The organism is Burkholderia territorii (assembly GCF_902833055.1).
In the GTDB taxonomy this organism is placed as follows: Bacteria; Pseudomonadota; Gammaproteobacteria; order Burkholderiales; family Burkholderiaceae; genus Burkholderia; species Burkholderia territorii.
In genome coordinates this window covers 1-505 of sequence record NZ_CADFEJ010000111.1, presented here as the reverse complement: position 1 = coordinate 505, position 505 = coordinate 1, and the positions used below count along the sequence as shown (strand labels likewise).

General features: G+C 68.3%; 1 pseudogene. It reads right to left on the bottom strand.

Annotation, left to right across the window (positions count from 1 at the left end):
- Nucleotides 1-438, bottom strand: a pseudogene (locus HW466_RS31260) (hybrid sensor histidine kinase/response regulator); the annotation flags it as partial.
- Nucleotides 439-505 lie beyond the last annotated feature (67 nt).

Genomic DNA, 505 nt, shown 5'->3' with positions numbered 1-505 from the left:
GATGAAGGTGAAGCTCGCGTAGAGCAGGGAGGTGACGGTCGAGCCGATATAGCCGAAGCCGGCGCCGCGCGTGAGCAGGTCCATGTCGACGCCGTGGCGCGCCGCGTAGTAGCTGATCGGCAGGCTGGTCAGCCAGATCAGCAGCGACACCGCCGCGATCGCGCAGACCGCGTTGGTGAAGCCGTAGTCGATCACCAGGCTGCCGCCGATCGCCTCCAGCACCAGGAACGAGACCGCGCCGATCGCGGTGTTCGCGACCCGGAATTCCGACCAGCGGCGAAACGAGCTGGGCGTGTAGCGCAGCGCGTAGTCCTCCAGCGTCTCGTCGCCGACCGAGGCGTTGTAGTCGCGGCGCACCTTGACGATGCGCTGCGTGATCGGCCGGAGATCGGGCCCCGCGGCGGGCTCGGGGGCGACGGACTGGTGCATCGGAGCCATGTCGGGTGATCCAGGTTGGTGCGCGGATGGCGGGCGGGATGCGTCACGCAAGTTACATTCCAGGCGC